The following is a 15,213-nucleotide window of genomic DNA, read 5'->3' as shown; positions in this document are numbered from 1 at the left end:
CCGTCCAGACATGACTGGGGCACGCATACCGGCCGTCGTTGTTGCCGACATCAGGAAGAGCTACGGCGGGCTGAAGGCGGTGGACGGCGTCTCGTTCACCGTCGCCGAGGGGGAGTTCTTCGGCATTCTGGGGCCGAACGGCGCGGGCAAGACCACCACGCTGGAGATCGTCGAGGGCCTGCGCAAGGCGGACGACGGTCGGGTGACGCTGCTCGGCGAACAGCCGTGGCCGCGCAACCCGAAGCTGCTGCCGAGGATCGGCGTGCAGCTCCAGGCGTCGAGCTTCTTCGAGAAGCTGACCGCGCGGGAACAGTTGCAGACATTCGGCTCGCTGTACGGCGTGAGCAGACAGAGGGCCGACGAGATGCTGGAACTCGTCGGCCTCGCGGACAAGGCGGACGTGCAGGAGAACAAGCTGTCCGGCGGGCAGCGCCAGCGGCTGTCGATCGCGTGCGCCCTCGTCCACGACCCGGACGTCGTCTTCCTGGACGAGCCGACCGCCGCGCTGGACCCGCAGGCCCGCCGCAACCTGTGGGACGTGCTGCGCGCCATCCAGGCCAGGGGCAAGACCATCGTCTACACCACGCACTACCTCGACGAGGCCGAGATCCTGTGCGACCGGGTGGCGATCATGGACCGGGGCCGGATCCTCGCCATGGACGCGCCCGCGACGTTGGTCCGCGGTCTCGACGCGCCCACGCACGTGGTGCTGCAGAAGGGTCTGCTGACGCGTGAGGCGGCCCGCGGGATCACCGGGGTCGAGGACGCCCAGGAGGACGAGGTCTCGCTGACCATCTCGACCCGCAAGCCCGCGCCGGTCCTCTCGGCGCTCGCCGAACGCGGCACCCTGGACGGGCTCCAGGTGCGCACGGCCACCTTGGAGGACGTGTTCCTCGGCCTGACCGGACGGGAGTACCGCGCATGACCGCGTTCCGGAGCCTGTCGGTGGCCATGGTCAAGGGGTTCCTGCGGGACCGGATGACGTTGTTCTTCGTCTTCCTGTTCCCGTTGATGTTCCTGGTCGTGTTCGGGTTGTTGTTGGGCGACTCGGGCAGTGACAAGACGAAGATCGCGGCGGTGGGCGAGGGGCCGGTGCTGTCGGCGTTGGAGCAGACCGGCGCGTTGGAGCTGGAGGAGTACGGCGACGAGGCCACCGCCCGGCAGAAGGTGAACGACGGTGACCTGCCCGCCGCGGTGGTGGTGGACGGGGATCGGGTGGACGTGTGGTTCGCGGCCAGCGACCAGGTCGCGGCCGGCACCGTGATCGGGATCGTGTCCGGTGCGGTCGACAAGATGAACCTCGGTGCGGCGAGCGTACCGCCGCGGTTCACGCTGGAGGCGAAGCCGGTCGAGGACGCGTCGCTCAAGCCGATCCAGTACCTGACGCCGGGCATCCTGTCGTGGGCGATCTCGATCTCGGGTGTGTTCGGGGCGGCGCTGACCATGGTGTCGTGGCGGAAGAAGCAGGTGCTGCGGCGGATCCGGCTTGCGCCGGTCAGTGCGACGACCGTGCTCTCGTCGCGGGTGCTGGTGAGCGTCGGGACGGCGTTGGCGCAGGGCGTGGTGTTCGTGGCGGTGGCGACGCTGCCGGTCTTCGGGCTCCAGTTGACCGGTCAGTGGTACCTGGCGTTGCCGCTGCTGGTGCTCGGCACGACGGCGTTCTTCGCGATCGGGATGCTGGTCGGGGCGTTCTGCAAGACCGAGGAGGCGGCGTCCGGCGCGGCGAACATCATCATCCTGCCGATGGCGTTCCTGTCCGGCACGTTCTTCCCGGTGGAGAACGCCCCCGCCTGGCTCCAAACCGTCTCGAACGTGTTCCCGCTGCGCCACATGAATGACGGCATGCTGGACGTCCTGGTGCGCGGCAAGGGCTTGGAGTCCCTCCTGCTCCCCTCCGCCGTCCTGATCGCCTTCACCCTGGTAGTGGGCACCATCGCCACCCGCCTCTTCCGCTGGGAGGACTAACCCCCGCGAGAGTCGAACACTCAGGTCCCGAGAGTCGAACCTCCAGGACCCCTGAATTCAACGCTCAGGTTTGCTCGGACGTCGCCGAGCCCCGGCGCTCGGATGTTCTGAGTGTTGAACTCAGGGCCCCTGAGTGTTCGACTCTCGGCGCCTGGGGGTTCGACTCTCGCGGGGGTGCGGGAACCCCGGAGGGGTGGTGAGGGGGGTCACTGCGCACAATGGGGTGCATGCTCACGAGCCCCGTTGGCCGTTTCCGTCTCTTCGCCTTGGCCGAGGCGGTGTCCTGGGCCGGCCTGCTGATCGGCATGTTCTTCAAGTACGTCGTGGTCGAGAACGAGATCGGCGTGAAGATCTTCGGCCCGGTGCACGGCGTGATCTTCGTCGGCTACGTCCTCATGACGTTGATGCTGGCGCAGCGCTGGGACCGCAAGACCCTGATCCTCGGCCTGGTCGCGAGCATCCCGCCGTTCGGCACCGTGGTGTTCGAGCGCTGGGCCAACCGGACCGGCCGGCTGGACGAGGTCCAGACCGAAGTGCAGACCGAGGTTCAGACCGCCAACGACTGAGCGCGCTCCAACTCCTCCTCCGGGTCACCGAGGTGGTAGGCGCGTTCGCTCGGCTCGATGCTGTCCAGGAACTCCTGGTACACCAGCGCGCCGAGGCGGTGTGACGCCGGCCGGGCGTGCCGCAGCGCGCTCACCGGATCGCTCGACGGGTAGTGGCTCAGCCACGCGTCGACCCACGCCCGTTCGATCGCCGGCCGGAACTCCGGCGCGGCGAACCCGATCGTCCGCCCGGCGTCCAACGCCGGGTGGCCCCAGTGCGCGTCACCCCAGTCGAGCACCACGCCACCGGACTTCCAGTTGCCAGGGTGGAAATCACCGTGCAGCAACGTGTTCGGCAGCCCGAAGTCGGGCACCCGCACCCCGCGCACCCGCAACCGCGGCTCACCGGCCAACGCCGCCTGCACCGCCACCCACCTCGGCACGATCCGCTCGATCACCTCGTCGGCGGGCTGCCAGCAGTCCTCCCCGGGCGCCTCTTCGAGCAGCACCCGACCGGGCTCGGACGCGATCAGCACCGGCGCGAGGGACGGGTCGACCGACGCCACCAGCCGGATCACCTCGCCCTCGTCCGCCATGAACGGCGGCGTGGCCTTGGCCCACACCGTCCCGCGCGTGGTCGGCAGCCGGTACAGGCACGACAGGTTCCACGTCTTCACCTGCACCGCCGGTCCGGTCACGTCGGAGACGTGCCGCCGGGCCCACTCCACCAACGCCGCCGGCCCGCCGGGACGCGCCCACGGCAGCCGCAGCGGGTGGTCCGGGAACTCGTGCTCCTCCGCCTTGGACAGACCGCGGTCGGGCACCCGGTCGGCCTCCACCTGGTACGTCACCACACCGTCACGCGCGCCCGGCGTCGTGGTGCCGACCAGCCGCAGCACGCTCGTCGTCACGCCCAGCACGCGGTCCAGGTGCTCGGTCACCGGCTCGACGTAGTTCCACCACGGGTTGTCCACCGTGAACGGCTCGGCCGCGCCCACGTACCGACCGCCGACCGTCACCAGAGCCCTGATCTCCCGCACGTGTGGAGGGTGGCGTCACCGCGAGGCGTCTGTCGACCGAATTCGGCGGTCGGGGCCGGTCAGTCCTCGAAGTCGCCGACCGCGCGGCGGACCTTCGCCAGCAGTTCGGTCAGCTGCTCGGTCTGCCGATCGGTCAGCCCGCGCAACCCGAAGTCGACGCTCGTCACGGCTTCCGTGGCGGCCTCGCGCCGGGCGTGCCCGGCCTCGGTGATCTCCACCAGCGTGGTGCGCCGGTCGGTGGGGTGCGGGTTGCGGCGCACGAGCCCGTCGGCTTCCAACCGGTCCACGATGTTCGTGACGCTCGTCGGGTGCAGTTGGAGGCGTTCGCCCATGACCCGCATCGGCAGGCTGCCCGTGCGGGCGAACGTCAACAGCACCAGCGCCTCGAACCGCGCGAACGTCAGCCCGTGCGGTTTGAGTGCGGCGTCCACGGCGGACTGGATGATCTGCTGTACTCGCATGACGCTCGTGACCGCCGCCATCGCCGTCGACGGTCCGATCCGCTTCTCCCACAGCTCGGCGGCGCGCGCGATGGGGTCGAACGGCAGCGGCTGGGACGTCATGCGCCGAAGCTACCAGTGGGTACCCGTCCACCAGGAGGCAGCAGTGCTCGTCGCGTTCAGTGTCAGCCCGCTCGGCGGGGAGTCCGACGGGGTGGCCGCGGCCGTTGCGGAGGCCGTGCGGGTGGTCCGCGAGTCCGGGTTGCCCAACGAGACCAACGCCATGTTCACGCTGGTCGAGGGCGAGTGGGACGAGGTGATGGCGGTGGTGAAGAAGGCGACCGAGGTCGTGCAGGCCACCGCGCCGCGGGTCAGCCTCGTGCTCAAGGCGGACATCCGGCCCGGCTACACGGGCCAGCTGACGGCCAAGGTGGAGCGCGTCGAACAACACCTCGCCGGCGACCAGGTCACAGCCCGGCCGCTCGACCACCCGGGCATGGCGGACAACGCGAGTAGTAGGACGTCCGATTAAGTTGTCTAAGTTGTCGACATGACGCCTCGAGACCTGTGGTTGCGCTTCGAGACCTACCACGACGTCACGTACTTCTCGCCGGAGTCGCGAGCGGTCACCGACGCGCTGGGCTGCAAAGGTGGCTGGATGGGCTACTTCGCGCAGCGCGCGGCCCCGCTGGGTGCCGTGCCGCCGGAGATCGTGGCCGCCGCGTTCTACAGCTTCCACCCGCGCATGGTGTCCCGCGCGCTGCCCGACGCGTGGGACGTGGCCAGCCCCGCCCGGTTCCTCGACGCACGCCTGGAGGGCGTCGACCGCGCGCTGCGCCGGATGCTGGACGGCCCGGACTTCGGCGAAGCCTTCGCCGAAGCCGCCGAGTTGGCCGGGCAGGCGGCCGAGGCGGCGCCGTTGCCGGGGCGGGTGCTGGCCGCGGCGAACCGCGCACTGCCCGTGCCCGACGAGCCGCACCTGGCGTTGTGGCAGGCGTGCACGACGTTGCGCGAGTCGCGGGGTGACGGCCACATCGCGGCGCTGGTGGCCGCCGACCTGAGCCCGTGCGAGACGTTGGTGCTGTTCAGCGCGGACAAGGGCCTCGAACCGGCGTACCTGCGTGCCGCGCGTGGTTGGTCGGAGGAGGAGTGGCGGGGTGCCGAAGCGACGCTCGCCGAACGCGGCCTGTTCGACGACGGCCTCACCCCGGCCGGTCGGGAGCTGCGCGAGGACGTCGAACGCCGGACCGACGAGGCGGCCACCCGTCCGTGGGAGGTCCTGGGTGAGGAGGGAACGGCGCGGTTCGTGGATCTGATGACCCCGATCGCCCGCCGCTTGGGGCACGCGAACGAGGCCATGCGGATCAACCCGATGGGTATCGACCCGGTCGCGCAACTCCCCGGCTAGTCGCGCGTGGCTCGTCGCCCGTCTCGTGCCAGGATGGAAGGCGTGACAAGGCCAGACCCCCGCAAGACCGCCGCACTGTCCGCCGCGTTGTCCGGGGCCGTCGACCTCGGCGCGCTGAAGGCCCGAGCCGACGCCGCCAGGCAGCGCGGCACCACCCCACCCCCGTCCGCCGGTGGCGGGGCCGCAGGTTCGGACGCCGGTCCGAGCCCGTGGGTGCTGGACGTCACCGAGGCGACGTTCCAGTCGGTTGTCGAGCGCTCCATGGAAGTACCGGTTGTCGTCGAGTTGACCGCGTCGTGGAGCCCCGAGGCGGGCCAGCTCTCGCCCGTGCTCGAACGCGCCGCCAGGGCGGGCGGCGGCACGTGGCTGCTGGCCAGAGTCGACCTGGACGCCAGCCCGCGGATCGGCCAGGTGTTCGGCGTGCAGTCGGTGCCGACCGTCGTGGCGATCGCCGCGGGTCAGCCCATCGACGCCTTCGCCGGACCGCTGCCGGAGGCCGAGCTCGGCCAGTGGATCAACCGCCTGCTGGACGCCCTCCGCGACCGCCTGCCCGGAATCAAGGCGGCCGAGGCGAACCGCACCGCGCCCGCCGGCGCCGAGCCCGTGGCCGAGCCGGAGGACCCGCGCTTCACGGCCGCCGAGGAAGCCTTCGAGCAGGGCGACTTCGCCGCCGCAGAGGCCGCGTACGAGGCCATCCTGTCGGCCGAGCCGTCCAACGCCGAGGCGAAGGCGGCCCTGGCCCAGGTCCGCTTCACCGCGCGGGCCGAGGCCGTGCCGGCGGACGCGATCGCCAAGGCCGACGCCGACCCGGACGACCTGGACGCCCAACTCGCCGCGGCCGACCTGGAGTTGGCGACCAACGACGTCGAGCAGGCGTTCAAGCGCCTGGTCGACACGGTCCGCCGGGTGTACGGCGACGACCGCGACAAGGTCCGCGAACACCTGGTGGGCCTGTTCGAGCTCTTCCCGCCGGAGGACGACCGGGTCGCCAAGGCCCGCCGCAACCTCGCCAGCGCCCTGTTCTGACCCGAATTCCGGCCAGACTCCCGGCCGACTTCGGGCCCGATTTCCGACAACGACGTCCCAACACGACGTCCCACAACGACATCCGACAACGACGTCCGACCCACGCACTGGCTCGCCGCACAGGGGTCCCCCGCCCAGGGGGACCCCTGTTCTTAATCCTGCCGCAGCGGACCGACACTTTCCCGCGCTCGGGCGCGAGCTGTGGACAACCGGCGCATTCAGGCGCCACTCATGGATAACCGACCGGCTGCATAACCGGCCGACTGCATAACCGGCCGACCGGACAACCGACCGACGCCCGCACAACGATCGCGGGCGGGCGTTACCGCGCGGTCAGCCGGAGTACTTCCGGGTGCACAGACCCGAGCCCTGGTAGAAGCCGTCCCGGAACGCCTCCACGCGCGCGAACCCGGACGGCACGACGGTGCCGTTCACATCGGCCGCGATCAGGCTCTTGTCGGCCAGCAACTCGGCCACCGCCTCGTCCAGGTCACCGGACGACAACCGCAGCCGCGCGCTGCTCTGAGTGGTCCACCCGGCCCACGACCCGGTCAGGCAAGCCGTGCGCAACCCGGCCGCCGGCCCCTCCAAGCCGTACCCGGTCGCCTTCTGGATCGACAGCGCGAACCGAGAGGCGATCTCGGCGAACGCGGCGAAGTCGCCGATCCCGCCCTTCTGCCCGCGCTTCGGCGGCGTGCCGATCTTCACCAGGTCGGGCAGGGCGATCGAGATCGAGTTGGTCGACGGGCAGTACGACGCGGGCGACGTCCGGGAGGCGTCCTGGCAGGCCGACTCGGTGGTGGACAACGACGGCGGGGTCGCGCCGGACTGCTTGTAGGCCTCCCGCAGCGACTCCTCCAGCAGCTCCAACGACCGCTTGTCGTCCACCTTCAGGTTGCCCTTGCCCAGCCCGACGTCCTTGTCGTCCGCGTCGAACTTCTGCTGCGTGATCCGGGCCTTGATCTCGGCCTCGTCGATCTGCGCGCACCGCTTGGGATCACCGGCGAACCCGAACTGGAACGCCGCCACCCGGTCGAACGCGCTGCCGTGCGCGCCCTGCTTCTCGGCCGACGTGCCCGCCGCGTCCCGGATGAAGAACATCGTCGCCAGCACCTGGTTCAACCCGGGCCCGGTCGAGATCCGGAAGTGCTTCGACTTGCCCTCGGCCACCCACCGGAAGAAGTTGCCCGCGTAGCAGTCGGCCTGCTGCTCCTTGATGATCGACGGCGTGGCCTGGTTGACCCCGCCCTCGGCGCCGAGCTTGTACTGGATCGCGTGACCCATCTCGTGCGCCAACACGGTCACCACCGACATCGGCCCGAACGCGTCGTCCAGCATCGGCAGCAACTCGCCGCGGTCCCACGCGATCGAGTCGTCCAGCGAGCAGTAGAACGCGTTCGCCACACCCGCCGTGTTGGTGCGGCAGATGTCCACGCCCGCGCCGTTGGAGTCGTACGACACCAACCGCTTCACCGGCTCGAAGTCCTTGCCGAACCGGGCGGGCAGTTGCTCGGCCCAGTACTCCTCGACGTCGGCCAGCGTGTTGATCGCGAGCCGGTCCATCTCGCCGCCGTCACCGTTCTCCACCTGGAGGTCGGCGTCCGGGACACCGGGCTTCGCGCCGCTCTCGCCGGTGGTGATGTCCAACCCGGCGACCTTGGTGACGTCCGGCCGTTCCGGACGACCCGCGCCGCTCACGGTCTGGGTGCACCCGGTCAACGCCATCGCGGCGACGAGCGTCGCAGCTACCCAAGCCCGTCGAGCCATGCCCAAGCCCCATCCCCGGTCCGTGCCGATCCAAGCCCGAACCCTACTTGGCCGGCCCGAGCGGCTAGGCCAAACCGCAGGCTTTGGTCCCCTCCAGAACTCCGCCGCGGAACACCTCGACCCGCTTGAAACCGGGTTCGAGCGCCGCCGACCCCGTCGCGTCCCGCGCCGCGTAGTCGTACGCGAGCAGCACCTGGACCGCCTCGTCCAGGTCGCCGGGCGACAGGCCGAAGCCCTTCTCCCGCGTGAAGACCTCCCGCGTGTACGCGCCGGCCAGGCACAACGCGCTGGTCGCCGCGTCCTCACCCTCGACGTCGACGCCGATGGTGGACATCGCGGCCAACCCGTAACGGCTGGCCAGCAGCACGCCGGTGGCGTAGTCGCCGATCTTGGCGTGCAACTCGGGGAGGTCCTCCTCGACCTCGAACTCCACCGACTTGTCCGCCGGGCAGTACGCCACCGGACCCTGGTCGCCGGAGCAGTCCGGCTCGTCGTCGGTCGGCGTGGCCTTCGGGTCGGACCACGGCTTGCCCGCCTGCGCGGCGAGGGTCTTGTAGTACAGGTTCAGGTCGGGGGTGATGTTCTCCAGCATCTCGTCGAACGGCAGGTTGCCGCCCCGGTCGCGGTCTTCGGCGGAGATGAACGCCTGCTGGGTGAACCGCCGGTTTTCCACCGACATCGCCGCGCAGAACTCGACGCCCTGCTGGTAGCCGTCCTGGAACGCGGACACGCGGTCGAACGCGTTGCCGTGCGCGGACCGGTCGCTCTGCGAGGTGCCGACCGGGTCGCGGAACTGGATCAGGGCGCCGAGCGCCGAGTCCAACGTGTCGGAGCTGATGTTCAGGTGTTGGGACTTGCCGTCGTTCACCCACTTCAGGAACGTTCCGGCGAAGCAGTCGGCCATCGCCTCGGTGAGGATCGTGGGGAACCGCCCCGGCTCACGGCGTTCGGCTTCCGGCGTGATGCCCATCCGGTTCTGCACGGCGTGACCCACCTCGTGGGCCAGCACGATCACCACGGCGGCGTCGCCGAACCGGTCCTTGAGGACGGGCAGCAGGGCGGCCCGGTCCCAGGCGATGGCGTCGGCGCTGGGGCAGTAGAAGGCGTTGCCCTCGACGTCGCTGGCCTTCTCGGTGCACGGCGGCGGCTTGGCCGCCGGGTCGGCGGTGTCGACCGAGTAGATGCCGCCTTCCAGCGGCTGCCACGCCTTGTCGAACGTGTCCTGGAAGGCGTCCTGCCAGAACGTGTCGATATCGGTGATGGCGGTGGCCGCGAGCTGGTCGATGGGGCCGCCGTCGGTGCCCCGGATGAACGAGGGGTCGACCGTGCCCTTGGTGACGGCCTCGCCTGCCAGCGGTTTTCCTGGGACCAGTTGGACGCAGGCGGTCGCTGTGAGCAGGACTGTCGCCAGCAGGACCAACCGAGCCGATGCGAGCCGCATTCGTTCATTGTGCCCGCTGCGAACCCCTACGGTGGGGTGCTCGACCCGAGCTTGGAAACTTCCGGCCGGCGGAGCCCCGCACCGCCCGGGCTCGTGCGCAGGGGTCCCCACGGCGAGGACCCCTGCGCAGCGCGCTGATCGGCGAGGCGGACCACTGCTGGCTCGGTCAGGCGCTGTCCGTTCGGTCAGGCGCTGTCGGGGTCGTGTCCGGCGCCAGCCAGAGCACGCCCGCCGGGGGTAGCTGGAGCACGGCGGAAGCCGGGCGGCCGTGCCACGGGTGTTCGTCGGCCACCACGCCACCGAGGTTCCCGACCCCGGACCCGCCGTAGATCTCCGAGTCCGTGTTCACCACCTCACGCCACCGGCCCGCCACCGGCAGACCGATCCGGTAGTCGTGGTGCGGCATGCCGGCGAAGTTGGCCACGCACGCGAGCACCGACCCGTCCTCACCGATCCGCAGGAAGCTCAGCACGTTCCCCGCCGAGTCGTTCGCGTCGATCCACGAGAACCCCTCGGGCTTGTTGTCCGCGCTGTAGAGCGCCGGCGAAGCCTGGTAGACCCGGTTCAGGTCCGAGATCAACCCGTGCAGGCCCCGGTGCAGCGGCTCCTTCATCAGGTGCCAGTCCAGCGACCGGCCCTCCGACCACTCGTCCCGCTGCCCGAACTCGCCGCCCATGAACAGCAGCTGCTTGCCGGGGTGCGCCCACATGAACGCCAGCAGCGACCGCAGCCCCGCCGCCTTGTTCCAGTCGTCGCCGGGCATCCGCTGCCACAACGACCCCTTGCCGTGCACGACCTCGTCGTGCGAGAGCGGCAGCACGAAGTTCTCGCTCCACGCGTACACCAACGAGAACGTGATCTCGTTGTGGTGGAACGACCGGTGCACGGGCTCACGCGACAGGTAGTGCAGCGTGTCGTGCATCCACCCCATGTTCCACTTGAACCCGAACCCCAGGCCGCCCAGGTGCGTCGGCCGCGTGACGCCGGGCCACGCCGTCGACTCCTCCGCCACCATCACCACACCGGGGTGGCGCTTGTAGACGGTGGCGTTCAGCTCCTGCAGGAACCGCACCGCGTCCAGGTTCTCCCGGCCGCCGTACTGGTTCGGCAGCCACTGGCCTTCCTTGCGCGAGTAGTCCAGGTACAGCATCGAGGCCACCGCGTCGACCCGCAGGCCGTCGATGTGGAACTCCTCGATCCAGTACAGGGCGTTGGCGACGAGGAAGTTCCGCACCTCGTTGCGCCCGAAGTCGAACACCAGCGTGCCCCAGTCGGGGTGCTCGCCCCGGCGCGGGTCCGCGTGCTCGTACAGGGCGGAGCCGTCGAACTTCGCCAGCGCCCACGAGTCGCGGGGGAAGTGGGCGGGCACCCAGTCGATGATCACGCCGACGCCGCGCTGGTGCAGGACGTCCACGAAGTGCCGGAAGTCGTCCGGTGAACCGAACCGGGCCGTCGGCGCGTAGTACGACGTGACCTGATAACCCCACGACCCGCCGAACGGGTGCTCGGCGACCGGCATCAGCTCCACGTGCGTGAACCCGGCGCTCACCACGTAGTCCGCCAGCTCCGTGGCCAGCTCCCGGTAACCGAGGCTCTGCCCGTTCTTGTCGTACCGCCACGACCCGAGGTGCACTTCGTACACGGAAACCGGCGCGTTGATCCACTGCGTGGCGTCGCGCTTGGCCTCCCACTCCGCGTCACCCCACACGTGCTCGGACCGGGTGACGACCGAAGCCGTCGCCGGCGGCCTCTCCGTGGCGAACGCCATCGGGTCGGCCTTCTCGTGCCACGCGCCGTCCCGGCCGAGGATGCGGAACTTGTACCGGGTGCCCGCCGGGACGCCGGGGATGAAGACCTCCCACACACCGGACGACCCGAGCGACCTCATCGGGTTCGCCCGCCCGTCCCAGCCGTCGAAATCGCCGCACACCCGCACACCGCGCGCGGTCGGGGCCCAGACCGCGAACGAGACGCCCGAGACGGTGCCGTTCGGCGTGTCGTAGGTGCGCACCCGCGCGCCCAGCACGTCCCACAGCCGCTCGTGCCGTCCCTCACCGATGAGGTGCAGGTCCAGCTCGCCGACGGTCGGCAGCCACCGGTACGGGTCGTCCACCTCGACGACCGTGTCGCCGTACTCGACCTCCAGCCGGTAGTCGCCGGGGTGCTCGGGCAGGTCGCCCGCGAACAACCCGTCGGTGACCCGCTCCAGCTCGAAGCGCTTGTCACCCGCCATCACGGCCACCCCGGACGCGCCCGGACGCAGTGCGCGCGCGACCACACCCTCGGGGACGTGGTGCACGCCGAGCACCGAGTGCGGGTCGTGGTGCGCCCCGGCCAGCAGCCGGTCGACGTCCTCGGGCGAGATCATGACTGCACCGCTCCCTCTCCAGTTATCCGCGCGATCGACGACAACGGGACCGTCAACCACTCCGGCCTGTTCGCGTGCTCGTACGCGACCTCGTACACGGCCTTGTCCAGCTCGAACGCCCGCAGCAGGTACCCGCGCTTGCGCGGGTCGCCGACCGACTCCGCCGCCGACTCCGCGTAGCCCTCGGTGAACGCCGCGCGGTTGCGCCGCGACCACTCCAGCGCCCGCACCGTCAGCTGGTGGTCCTCCGGCTGGCCGACCAGCATCTGGTGCGCCGCGTAGTCGAAGGATCGCAGCATCCCCGCCACATCGCGCAACGGTGACCGCAGCGCCGTCCGCTCCGCGATGGGCGAGCCGGGCTCACCCTCGAAGTCGATCAGCAGCCACCCGTGCACGGTGCGCAGCACCTGGCCGAGGTGCAGGTCGCCGTGGATGTGCTGGATGGCGATCGCGTCGTGCGTGTCCCTGGCCTGCTCGAACGCCTCCCGCAGCGCGGGCACGTAAGGCCGCAGCTCCGGCACCGCGGCCACCACCTCGTCCAGCCGCGAGATCATCGTCCGCACGGTCCGGTCGATGTCCTCGGCGTCCGCGTGCTGGGTGCCGAGCGCGCGCTCCAGGTCCGCGTGCACCGTGGCGACGGCCTGGCCGAGCCGCTGCGCCTCGCCGGCGAAGTCGCCGCCCACCTCGTCGGCGTGCAGATCGGCCTCCGCCATCAGGTCGCGCACGCTCGTGGTGGCCATCGCCCAGCCGTCCACCGCGTCCGGCATGAACTGCTGGAGCATGCCGACCGTGGTGCTCTGGCCGTCCAACCGGCCGGTGATCGACCCGAGCGGCTGGGCGATGTGCTCGCAGCCGACCCGGTGCAGCGCGCGCTGCAGCACCAGGTCCGGGTTCTCGCCGAGCGTCAGCTTGCGGAACAGCTTGAGGATGTACTGGCTGCCGAACACCAGCGACGTGTTCGACTGCTCGGACGTGATCGGCCGGCCGCGCAGCCCGGTCTGGATCTCCACGTCCGGCTCGTGCGCGAACGTCAGGCCGTCGACCTCGGCGCCCTCGGCGATCAGGTCGAGCAGCGTGCCGGTCAGCTCCGGCACGGTCGTCGCGTCGTAGTTCTCCACGTGGTCGGTGACCAGCAGCTGGTACGGCTCCCGCCGGTCCGGCTGCTCCACCTCGACCACCAGGTGCACCAGCACCGGCTCCTCGGCGCGCAGCACCGACGTCCGGAGTGGGCGGATCGACGTGACCGGCCGGTCCTTCCCGCCGAACCACCGCTGCGCGGGCAGCCACTCGGGAAGCTGGGTCATCACCTTGTCGACCAGGTCGTGCGGTTCGGTCACGTCCCTCACCTCGCCTCGCTGTCGTCGCCGGCTTCCGCTAGCTGGAACCAGTAGAAGCCGTGACCGGGCAGGGTGAGCAGGTAGGACAGGTCACCCACGGTGGGGAAGACCACCCCGCCGGTCAGCTCCACGGGCCTGCTGCCGCGGTGCTCCGACAGGTCCAGCTCGACCGGCTGCGGGAACCGCGACAGGTTGTTGACGCACAGCACGACGTCCTCGTGGCCGTCGGGCCGCCGCCACCGCCGACGGTAGGCCAGCACGCTCGGGTTCGAGCCGCCGAGGTCGGTGAAGTCGCCCTCGGCGAACGCGTGGTGCTGCTTGCGCACCTCGATCATCCGCCGGGTCCAGTGCAGCAGCGACGACTGGTTGTTCAGCTGGGCCTCGACGTTGAGCCCTTGGTAGCCGTACACCGGGTCCATGATCACGGGCAGGTAGATGCGGCCGGGGTCGCAGCTGGAGAAGCCCGCGTTGCGGTCCGGGGTCCACTGCATGGGTGTGCGGACCGCGTCGCGGTCGCCCAGCCAGATGTTGTCGCCCATGCCGATCTCGTCACCGTAGTAGAGAACGGGCGATCCCGGCAGTGACAGCAGCATCGCGGTGAAGAGCTCCTGCTGGTTCCGGTCGTTCTCCAGCAGCGGGGCCAACCGTCGTCTGATGCCGATGTTGGCCTTCATCCGCGGGTCCTTGGCGTACTCCGCGTACATGTAGTCGCGCTCTTCGTCGGTGACCATCTCGAGCGTCAACTCGTCGTGGTTGCGCAGGAAGATGCCCCACTGGCAGCCGTCCGGGATCTGCGGCGTCTGCGCCAGGATCTCCGAGATCGGGAACCGCGACTCGCGCCGCACGGACATGAAGATGCGCGGCATCAGCGGGAAGTGGAACGCCATGTGGCACTCGTCGCCGCCGACCTCGGCGTTGCCGAAGTACTCGACCACGTCCGACGGCCACTGGTTCGCCTCGGCGAGGAGCACCCGGCCGGGGTACTCGTCGTCCACGACCTTGCGGCAGCGCTTGAGGAAGTCGTGCGTTCGGGGCAGGTTCTCGCAGTTCGTGCCCTCCTGCTCGAACAGGTACGGCACGGCGTCCAGCCGGAACCCGTCGATGCCCAGGTCCAGCCAGAACCGGAGCGTGTCCAGCATGGCTTCCTGCACGTGCGGGTTCTCGAAGTTCAGGTCCGGCTGGTGCGAGAAGAACCGGTGCCAGTAGAACTGGCCGCGCACCGGGTCGTACGTCCAGTTGGACGACTCGGTGTCGACGAAGATGATGCGGGCGTCCGCGTAGCGCTGGTCGTCGTCGCTCCACACGTAGTAGTCGCCGTACGGCCCGTCCGGGTCGATGCGCGACTGCTGGAACCACGGGTGCGCGTCACTGGTGTGGTTGAGCACCAGGTCGGTGATCACCCGGATGCCCCGGCGGTGCGCCTCGTCCAGCAGGTACACGAAGTCCTCGACCGAGCCGAACTCCGGCAGCACCGCGCGGAAGTCGGAGATGTCGTACCCGCCGTCGCGCAACGGCGACGCGTAGAACGGCGGCAGCCACAGGCAGTCCACGCCGAGCCACTCCAGGTAGTCCAACCGGGACGCCAGGCCCCGCAGGTCACCGGTGCCGTCGTTGTTGGAGTCGCTGAACGCGCGGACCAGCACCTCATAGAACACCGCGCCCTTGAACCAGTCTCGTTCGCGCGGCACCAGTTTGGCCGACCGGAAGTCCTCGGCCTGCGGCTCGACCAGCAGGCCGTCCGCGCCGATGGCCTCACCGGTGTGCGGCACGTTCTCCAGGCCTACCAGCGCGGCGTCGGGTCGGGCCTCTTCTTGCATGTGTGCTCCACCTCGTCCCACCTCATTGGGGGTGCGTTCGATCGTCCCTCGTGCTCTTC

13 protein-coding genes are annotated in these 15,213 nt (G+C 70.1%); 6 read left to right on the top strand and 7 right to left on the bottom strand.

Annotation, left to right across the window (positions count from 1 at the left end):
- Positions 1–10: 10 nt before the first annotated feature.
- From FM051_RS14060 to FM051_RS14050, 3 genes are all read left to right on the top strand, one after another.
- Positions 11–925 (top strand): ABC transporter ATP-binding protein, encoded by a 915-nt coding sequence (locus FM051_RS14060; protein WP_158843355.1) that lies wholly within the window; start codon positions 11–13, stop codon positions 923–925.
- Positions 922–1,965, top strand: a complete 1,044-nt coding sequence (locus FM051_RS14055) for an ABC transporter permease (protein WP_158843354.1) — start codon at positions 922–924, stop codon at positions 1,963–1,965. Before FM051_RS14060 ends, FM051_RS14055 begins: the two co-directional genes overlap by 4 nt.
- A 227-nt stretch (positions 1,966–2,192) precedes the next feature.
- Positions 2,193–2,531 carry a DUF3817 domain-containing protein gene (locus FM051_RS14050; RefSeq protein ID WP_158843353.1) on the top strand — a complete coding sequence of 113 codons (339 nt, stop codon included), beginning with the start codon at positions 2,193–2,195 and terminating at the stop codon, positions 2,529–2,531.
- Here the strand turns inward: FM051_RS14050 and FM051_RS14045 are convergent.
- Together FM051_RS14045 and FM051_RS14040 are read right to left on the bottom strand one after the other, a co-directional pair.
- Entirely contained in the window at positions 2,513–3,550 is a 1,038-nt protein-coding gene (locus tag FM051_RS14045) for an aminoglycoside phosphotransferase family protein (protein ID WP_202918818.1), read from the bottom strand. The two genes, FM051_RS14050 and FM051_RS14045, sit on opposite strands and share 19 nt — an antisense overlap.
- 59 nt (positions 3,551–3,609) lie before the next feature.
- The gene (locus FM051_RS14040) at positions 3,610–4,113 is read right to left on the bottom strand and encodes a MarR family winged helix-turn-helix transcriptional regulator (RefSeq protein ID WP_158843352.1); all 504 of its coding nucleotides are present in this window, start codon (positions 4,111–4,113) and stop codon (positions 3,610–3,612) included.
- Positions 4,114–4,156: 43 nt separating this feature from the next.
- Here FM051_RS14040 and FM051_RS14035 point away from each other — a divergent pair, with 43 nt between their 5' ends.
- From FM051_RS14035 to FM051_RS14025, 3 genes are read left to right on the top strand one after another with little or no spacing between them, the layout of a single operon-like run.
- Positions 4,157–4,522: an MTH1187 family thiamine-binding protein gene (locus tag FM051_RS14035; RefSeq protein ID WP_238412367.1), complete on the top strand. Its 366-nt coding sequence runs from the start codon at positions 4,157–4,159 to the stop codon at positions 4,520–4,522.
- An 18-nt stretch (positions 4,523–4,540) separates the two neighbouring features.
- On the top strand, positions 4,541–5,398 hold the full coding sequence (locus tag FM051_RS14030; RefSeq protein ID WP_158843351.1) for an SCO6745 family protein: 858 nt from the start codon (positions 4,541–4,543) through the stop codon (positions 5,396–5,398).
- Positions 5,399–5,440: 42 nt separating this feature from the next.
- Positions 5,441–6,424, top strand: coding sequence for a tetratricopeptide repeat protein (locus tag FM051_RS14025; protein ID WP_420803593.1), 984 nt, complete (start codon positions 5,441–5,443; stop codon positions 6,422–6,424).
- Positions 6,425–6,757: 333 nt separating this feature from the next.
- On the opposite strand, the gene FM051_RS14020 is transcribed toward FM051_RS14025, so the two are convergent.
- From FM051_RS14020 to treS, 5 genes are all read right to left on the bottom strand, one after another.
- Positions 6,758–8,191, bottom strand: coding sequence for a neutral zinc metallopeptidase (locus FM051_RS14020; RefSeq protein WP_158843349.1), 1,434 nt, complete (start codon positions 8,189–8,191; stop codon positions 6,758–6,760).
- Positions 8,192–8,255: 64 nt separating this feature from the next.
- A complete protein-coding gene (locus FM051_RS14015) occupies positions 8,256–9,632 on the bottom strand; it encodes a neutral zinc metallopeptidase (protein ID WP_158843348.1) in 1,377 nt (458 codons plus the stop codon).
- 166 nt (positions 9,633–9,798) lie between these two features.
- A complete protein-coding gene (gene glgB / locus FM051_RS14010; protein WP_158843347.1) occupies positions 9,799–12,000 on the bottom strand; it encodes a 1,4-alpha-glucan branching protein GlgB in 2,202 nt (733 codons plus the stop codon).
- Positions 11,997–13,337 (bottom strand): maltokinase N-terminal cap-like domain-containing protein, encoded by a 1,341-nt coding sequence (locus FM051_RS14005; RefSeq protein WP_158843346.1) that lies wholly within the window; start codon positions 13,335–13,337, stop codon positions 11,997–11,999. Before FM051_RS14005 ends, glgB begins: the two co-directional genes overlap by 4 nt.
- A gap of 5 nt (positions 13,338–13,342) precedes the next feature.
- Positions 13,343–15,154, bottom strand: a complete 1,812-nt coding sequence (gene treS, locus FM051_RS14000) for a maltose alpha-D-glucosyltransferase (RefSeq protein ID WP_158843345.1) — start codon at positions 15,152–15,154, stop codon at positions 13,343–13,345.
- Positions 15,155–15,213: the final 59 nt, after the last annotated feature.

Source organism: Saccharothrix deserti (assembly GCF_009769385.1).
Lineage (GTDB): Bacteria > Actinomycetota > Actinomycetes > Mycobacteriales > Pseudonocardiaceae > Actinosynnema > Actinosynnema deserti.
This window is presented reverse-complemented; position numbering and strand designations above follow the sequence as displayed.